General features: G+C 71.9%; 7 protein-coding genes. 3 read left to right on the top strand and 4 right to left on the bottom strand.

What is annotated here, in order from left to right:
* Both AWZ10_RS03565 and AWZ10_RS03560 read left to right on the top strand, forming a co-directional pair.
* The coding region (locus AWZ10_RS03565) for a protein phosphatase 2C domain-containing protein (RefSeq protein ID WP_425264476.1) at window positions 1-1,115 on the top strand (1,115 nt) is incomplete at its 5' end.
* 447 nt (window positions 1,116-1,562) lie between these two features.
* Window positions 1,563-2,048 (top strand): ATP-binding protein, encoded by a 486-nt coding sequence (locus AWZ10_RS03560; protein ID WP_208618441.1) that lies wholly within the window; start codon window positions 1,563-1,565, stop codon window positions 2,046-2,048.
* 193 nt (window positions 2,049-2,241) lie between these two features.
* On the opposite strand, the gene AWZ10_RS03555 is transcribed toward AWZ10_RS03560, so the two are convergent.
* Together AWZ10_RS03555 and AWZ10_RS03550 are read right to left on the bottom strand one after the other, a co-directional pair.
* The gene (locus tag AWZ10_RS03555; RefSeq protein ID WP_037692499.1) at window positions 2,242-3,297 is read right to left on the bottom strand and encodes a DUF2637 domain-containing protein; all 1,056 of its coding nucleotides are present in this window, start codon (window positions 3,295-3,297) and stop codon (window positions 2,242-2,244) included.
* Window positions 3,298-3,633: 336 nt separating this feature from the next.
* Window positions 3,634-4,500 (bottom strand): (2Fe-2S)-binding protein, encoded by an 867-nt coding sequence (locus AWZ10_RS03550; RefSeq protein WP_173531543.1) that lies wholly within the window; start codon window positions 4,498-4,500, stop codon window positions 3,634-3,636.
* A gap of 198 nt (window positions 4,501-4,698) precedes the next feature.
* Between AWZ10_RS03550 and AWZ10_RS03545 the strand changes: the two genes are divergently transcribed.
* Window positions 4,699-5,547, top strand: a complete 849-nt coding sequence (locus AWZ10_RS03545) for a GntR family transcriptional regulator (protein ID WP_046705820.1) — start codon at window positions 4,699-4,701, stop codon at window positions 5,545-5,547.
* Window positions 5,548-5,850: 303 nt separating this feature from the next.
* Here AWZ10_RS03545 and AWZ10_RS03540 read toward each other — a convergent pair whose 3' ends face one another.
* The gene (locus AWZ10_RS03540; protein ID WP_046705831.1) at window positions 5,851-6,627 is read right to left on the bottom strand and encodes a hypothetical protein; all 777 of its coding nucleotides are present in this window, start codon (window positions 6,625-6,627) and stop codon (window positions 5,851-5,853) included.
* A gap of 150 nt (window positions 6,628-6,777) precedes the next feature.
* Window positions 6,778-7,143 (bottom strand): PucR family transcriptional regulator (locus AWZ10_RS03535; protein WP_208618440.1); only part of this gene is annotated, 366 nt, incomplete at its 5' end.

Genomic DNA, 7,143 nt, shown 5'->3' with positions numbered 1-7,143 from the left:
CCCGCAGGGGCACGCCCTCCCTGCCCTCGCCGATGCCGCCCTCGTCCCCCGGCTCGGCCGCCGAACCGTCCGACGCCCGGCCCCCCACCCATGTCGACCTGCCCACCCTCCAGGCACAGGAGGTCACCCTGGTCACCGGGACTCAGCGGGTGCGGGTCGAGTACGTGGGGTCCGGGCCGCCCACGTACGACGCGGAGCCGACCGCGTTGCCGCCGGCGGATCCGGAGGATCTGGGGGATCTGGTCGCGGACACGGTGCTGGACGGCGCGCGCTACGGGGTGTGCACGCTGCGCGCCGCGTCGGTGCGCGGCGACTCGGCGCGCTACCGGGGTGAGCCCCGCCGGGACGCACTCCTGACCGCCCGTTTCGGCCTGGGGGAGCAGGCGCTCGTACTGGTGGCCATGGCGACCGGTGCCCGTGCCACGCCGGGTGCGCACCGCGCGGCGGCGGAGGCGTGCCGGTGGATCGGGCGGGCCGTCGGGCTCAGTCACGCACGGCTGGTGGAGGACATCCGCGCGGCCCGGCGCGGCGACCTCAAGTCCGGGCTGCACCGGCTCACCGACCGCAGCCTCGGCAGACTGCGCGCCAGCGCGGTCGAGCAGGGGCTCGACCCGGAGGAGTACACGGCGAGCCTGCGCTGTCTGCTGATCCCGGCCGACCCCCGGTGCCGTACACGGGTGTTCTTCGGGGTCGGCGCCGGCGGGCTGTTCCGACTGCGGGACGGGGACTGGCAGGACATAGAGCCCCGGGTCGCGGACACGGCGGGCGCGCCGGTGCTCGGCTTCGGCTCGCTGCCGCACGAGAGCCCCGACGGCGACCGCCTCACCATGGACCTCGGCATCACGACACCCCCGAGCCCGTACGAACCTGCCTCCGCACCACCCCGGGAACCCTTCCGCTTCCGCGCCTCCGTGGCCCGGGAGGAGGACGTTCTGCTCCTGTGCACCGGCGGGTTGGCCGAACCGCTGCGCGGGGAGGCACCGCTCGCCGATCATCTGGCGGCGCGCTGGGGAGCCGCCGAGCCGCCCGGCCTCGCCGCGTTCCTCGCCGACGCCCAGGTCAGGGTCAAGGGATACACGGACGACCGTACGGCCGCCGCCGTGTGGGAGGCCTGACGGCGGCCCCGCGGAGGACGGGGACGGCGTCAATCAGCCGCGCCCGGCCGCACGTTGGCCTGTACCAGCGCAGGATTCCGGCCAATCAACATCATCGGGACGGGCGACCCGTCCCGGGCACGGAACGCGGCGCGCGTACGGAAGTCGTGCCCCGGTGGCATACGGCCGGATCGGTAGCCCCGCCTGGGCAGTTGGGTCCGGCCGCCGAGGTCGGGGAGAGGGTGCCCGGAGTGGGACGGGGTGCCGGATCGGTCGGGTCGTGCGGCGGATTCATGGGGCGGGAAGCGCTGTCACAAGGTACCGACAGCTGGCTTGACTCTGTGCGTTTGAAAGCGTACGGAGGGTCGTTGACGATTCGACATGAGTGCCGCGATCCGGACGGGGCATGGATCCCCGTGTACGTGTTCGGGCAGGAGGGGAATCGTCATCGGCACGTGGGCGGGGGTCATGAAGAGGCAGGTGCGAGGAGGCGGTCCCGTGGTGACAGGGGCCTCCTCGGCAGAGGTGGTGGAGGAAGCAGCAGACGACTCGACGGACAGGGCCGGTGCCGGACAGCTGAAACGCAGACTTGGACGGGCGGACCTGAAGGCGGTGCCCGAGGCACGCAGGGCCCTGCGGGAACTGTTGCGGCAATGGGGGCGGCCGGAAAGATCGGAGATAGCGGAACTGCTGACGAGCGAGCTGGTCACCAACGCGCTCGTCCACACCGACCACGACGCGGTGCTGACCGCCACCGTCTCACCCCGTGGACTCCACGTGGAGGTCCGGGACTTCGTGGGGCGCAGGCCCAGACCGAGGGTGCCGAACGCCGACGACAGCACCCATGGACGCGGCCTCTTCCTCGTCCAGGCTCTCGCCGACACCTGGGGCGTACGGGCGCACGGGGTGGGCAAGGCGGTGTGGTTCGACCTCGACGGCGGGCTGACGCAGTGACATCCGGCGTCCGTCGAAGAGGGCCTCGGTCATGAAGCCGGTCATGAAGCCGGCCGTGAGGGCGGACGCAAAGCCGGACGCAAAGCCGGACGCGACACGAACCGCGCAGCGGACGTGAACGGACGGCCGTCGGACCGCGAAACGGACAGGGGCGCGGCTTGTGCCGCGCCCCTGTCCGATGTGTGGCTCTTGATCAGCCGAACTGCTGCTCCAGGTCCTTGAGCTTGCGCTCCAGGGAGTCGAGTCGCGGCAGGGCCATCGTGTCGTCCTCCGCGGTGAGGTCGACGGTCAGTGACTTGTCAGCACCGTTGCGCACGGGCTGGAGGGAGGGCCGCGAACGCACGGGCAGCTGTTCCGGCGTCGATATGGCAGGCTCCGAGGCGACCTGGGCCGCCGGCACGCGCTCCACGGTGGTGTCCACCTGGCGCCCGCCGCCACCGCCGCCGCCCCGACCGGGCAGACCCCGGTGGCCCCGGCTGATCGCCTTGAGGTGGGCGCGCTCCAGGCGCTCCTGCTCCCGCTTGCGCGTCCGGGTCTCTTCCTTGATCCGCTTGTCCTCGCGCACCTCGTCCACGGCCTCGTCCAGGCTGCGCACGCCCTCCAGGAGCATCAGCGACCAGGCCTTGTACGTCTCGCGCGGGGCCCGCAGCCAGCGGACGATACGGATCTGCGGCAGCGGACGCGGCACCAGGCCCTGCTCGCGCAGTGCGGCCCGGCGGGTCTGCTTGAGCGCGCGGTCGAAGAGCACCGCGGCGGACATGGACATGCCTGCGAAGAACTGCGGGGCGCCGTCGTGGCCGAGGCCCCTGGGGGCGTGCACCCAGTTGAACCAGGCCGCCGCACCGGCGAACGTCCAGACGAGTATCCGGGAGCCGAGGGCCGCGTCACCGTGGCTGGCCTCGCGCACGGCGAGTACCGAGCAGAACATGGCGGCGCCGTCCAGGCCGAACGGAACCAGGTACTGCCACCCGTTGGAGAGGCCCAGGTTCTGCTCGCCGAAGCCGACCAGGCCTCGGAAAGAGAGCGCGGCGGCAACCGCGGCACAGCAGAAGAGGAGGATGTAGGAGGCCGTGGCGTAGAGGGCCTCCTTGCGCCTGCGGCGCTCCTCACTGCGTTCCCACGAATCCTCGGTCTTCGCGTGCTCCCCGGAGCGCTTGCCGCGCGCGAGCACCGCAACCGCCGCCAGCATGCCCAGGAGCAGTACGGCGCCCGGAAGCAGCCAGTTCAGCGATATGTCGGTCAATCTCATCAGGGGTCCCTTGCATTGGGATAGGGCGTAACGCCCGCCATAGTGGCCCAATCCTCGCGGCCCTCAGGGGGTTTCGGGGCAAGAGACCGCCAAAGAAGTGCAATGAGTGACGCCAGGCGGCATTCTGCTCGAACTACCGCGCGAGGGACGGGAGTTGAGTGCGAGTGAGGTTACCCGTTCGAGTGGTTCCACGGAAAGTTCCTGCGGCAAGTGAGGAATTTGTGAACTGCCTGTAACCAAACGAGGGTCCCACCCGGAGTTGATCTTACGGCACATGCCGCGGGGCGATCGCCGGGGGGCGCCCGGCGAGAAGCATCCCCGTCCGGCGAGGGTCCGTCAACTGGTCGAGGTGGCCGTCAGTTTGGTGATCCGGTCCGCATCGCAGGTGCGCGGACAGGTGGCGCAGGTGTCGTCCGGGGCCAGCGTGTAGAACATGCAGCAGCTCGCCCTGTCCCGGGTGGGCAGCGACTCGCCGCCGGGGCCGATCAGTTCGCGGAAGCCGGCGGCACCCACGTACGGCCGGGTCGCGCCCGGCAGCAGCAGCTCCAGCTCGCGCCGACAGCGCTCCTGTTCGTCGGCGCCCAGGAGTTCGGCGATGTACCAGATCCCCTCGACTATCTCGTCGGTCGCCATGCCCCACAGTGCGCGCCCGCGCCGTCGCATCCGTGGCCCGAAGCCGCCGAGGACCGGTTCTATGTGCTCGGCGAACGCCGCCCGCACCTCGGCCCGCAGCGCCTCCTCGTCCGGAACCACCCGGGCACCGGGCTCGCCGGCCGCCGGATCGCCCGGCAGGCAGCTGAACGTTTCGCCACGCACCACCAGCCGGCTCTGCTCGCGCTGGAACGCCACATGCCCGGCGGGGAACCGCGGCACCCGGCGCTGCAGGAACCAGGGGACCGTGAAGAGCAGGCAGGCGTACCAGGAGTACCGGTGCAGCCCGAAGGCCGCCACCACGTCCGGGCGGCCCTCGCGGCCGTGGTCCCGCAGTATCTGGGTCTCGTCCCACGCGAGGAACGCGTCCAGCTCGGCTCCGGCCGCCGCGAGCCCGGCGGCACAGACCCACCCCTCACCCTCGGGCAACGGGTCCATGGGAGAGAGTTCTGTCACGCTCACCATCGGCAGGACCTCGGTCAGGCGGGTGTACGCGGCCGTCACGGGCGACGTGTGTGACGTGGGGACCGGTGCCTGAGTCGAGTGGGGCATACGGGGACCGCCGTTTCACCGTCGCTACCAAGTAAGGCTTACCTTACCCGAGGTGGTCGAGGTTTGAACTGAGGGCATGTGCGCCTATGGTGCTTTACGACCGGTAACAACCCCAGTAATGACCTAAGCGCCCCCATGTACCCAGTCGGCCGCACCACCGGGCCCACTCGACACACGACTCGGCTCGGAGGAGGACCCGTGGAACAGGCCGGACCGCGCTCGCGCCAGGCCGCCGCGAGTGCGCCGGACGCCACCGCCGCCCGTCCGGCATCGGCCTACCGCGTGCCCATGCAGCCCGGAGTCGCGGACGTCGACCGGGAGCGGGGTATCTCGGCGGACGGCACCGCGGTCCGCGGTGAGCACACGCACAGCGAGACGCCCATTCCGCTGCCGCGCACACCGGAGCGCCCCGTCGTTCAGCGGGCCTCCGTGCGGGGGCAGATCCTCGACGCGCTGCGGGCCGCGCTCGCGGGTGGGGAGCTGACGCCGGGGGAGGTGTACTCGGCGCCCGCGCTCGGTGACCAGTTCGGGGTCTCCGCGACTCCCGTGCGCGAGGCGATGCAGCAACTGGCCATCGAGGGCGCGGTCGAGGTCGTCCCCAACCGGGGGTTCCGTGTCGTACGGCGGGGCGCCCGGGAGCTGGCCGAGCTCGCGGAGGTGCGCGCGCTGCTCCAGGTGCCGGTGATCATGCGGCTCGCGCGCACGTTGCCGGCGGACGGCTGGGGTGAGCTGCGTCCGCTCGCCGACGAGACGGCTCGGGCGGCGTCCTCCGGGTGCCGGGCGACGTACGGGGAGGCGGACCGGGCCTTCCACCGCGGGGTGCTGGGGCTGGCGGGGAACGAGCAGCTGCTGCAGATCGCGGACGACCTCCACCGGCGTACCCAACTGCCGTTGGGGGCCGGTCGCCTGGGTGATGTGGGAAGTGGCGGCCGGGTCGAACTCATGGCCGATGCGGCGGAGCACATCGCGTTGTTGGACGCGCTGATGGCGGACGACCTGGAAGCGGCCTGCTGTCTGGTGGAGAAGCATTTCGGCGTGGTGGGGTAAGGGCGACCGACGCCGTTGGGGCCGTGGAGCGTTGCCGACTGCCGGTCGACCGTGACTGGTCGCGCAGTTCCCCGCGCCCCGGTGTCCCGCGCCGGAGGTTTCCGGACACTTCCGGCTGAGCCGTGGAGGGTCGACGCGCCTGGTCGGCGGTGGGGATTCGACCGGCGATGACGAGCCAGGTCTCCCGACGGATTCAGGCGCAGGACAACTGGAGGACTCCGGGCGCGGCCCATGCCGTCGAGGGGCGCGGGGAACCGTGCGACCAGTCCCCACGCACCCGCGGACCAACAGCCTCCTGACCGGTCAGGCCGTCGCAGCCGGCGGTGGCGCCAACTGCCTTGCCAGCCAGGTCGGTACACCTCCCAGAAGACGGAACAGCCGCCCGGCCTCCTCGCGGAGCCGAGACGCCTCCGGTTCGGATTCGGTGTCGGCCAGGGAGACGAGGGCCGGGGCGGTACCGACGAGGTAGCCCAACTCCTCGCGCAGGCGCAGGGATTCGGCGAAGCCGTGGCGGGCCTCGGCCAACTCGCCGTCGCGGAGAGCGAGTCCGGCGAGGTGCCGCCAGGTGAAGGACTGCAGCAGCAGGTCGCCATGAGCGGTCGCGCCCGCGTGGGCCCGGCGGTACGCGGCACGGGCGGCCTGCGGCGAGCGGGTGAGGTTCTCGGCGAGAACACCCCGGCGGAAGTCCAGCAGGGCCCGGCCCGGCGCGCCGGGAGCGATCAGGGCCGCCGCCCGGCCGAGCGCGGCCCGCGCCTCGTCGGCGCGGTCACGGACATGGAACAGTGTGGCCGCGTACGCCAGTTGACCGCGCTCGCAGGCCGCCGCACCCCGCTCGTCGTCGGTCCGGGCCTGTGCCTCGGCCGTGCGCAGCGCGTCCTCGGCCTCCTCCCAACCCTGCTCGGTGTAGAGGCAGCGCTCGACGAGCAGCGTGGTCCGCTGCAGAGAGGCCTGTGGGGTGTCGGGCTCGATCAGGGCTGCCGCGTCGACCCAGCAGGCGCGCGAGCGCAGCCGCCATACCGCGGTCTGGAGTGGATCGTCGCCGGCGGTCGTTCCGTTACCAGACATGGCGGTATGCGCCACGTTGCCCTCCCCGAGCACGCCCTTGAGCTTTGAGTGGTGGCCGCATCTCAGCACGGATTCCGGGGCCCGGCCAAGAGGGTGGGTGAAGGAATTCACAAAGTCATGGGGTGCGGACGGCGCACTTCGACCTTCGCCCACCACTCCATGACCTCAGCTCATGCGCAGGGCCAGGAAGAAGTCCAGCTTGTCCTCCAGCCGGGAGAGGTCCCGGCTCGTCAACTGCTCGATGCGGCCCACCCGGTACCGCAGCGTGTTGACGTGCAGGTGGAGCCGCGCGGCGCAGCGCGTCCAGGAGCCGTCGCACTCCAGGAACGCCTCCAGGGTGGGGATCAGCTCGGCGCGGTGCCGACGGTCGTAGTCGCGCAGGGGGTCGAGGAGACGGGCCGTGAAGGCTCGGCGCACGTCGTCGGGGACGAAGGGGAGGAGCAGCACGTGCGAGGCCAGTTCCTGGTGGCCGGCCGCGCACACCCGGCCGGAGCGGGCCGCCGCGACCCGGCGGGCGTGCCGGGCCTCCTC

The sequence above is a fragment of the Streptomyces europaeiscabiei genome (genome assembly GCF_001550375.1).
Classification (GTDB): Bacteria; Actinomycetota; Actinomycetes; order Streptomycetales; family Streptomycetaceae; genus Streptomyces; species Streptomyces europaeiscabiei.
The sequence above is the reverse complement of the archived record's forward strand: the minus strand, read 5'-3'. Positions and strand labels throughout refer to the sequence as shown.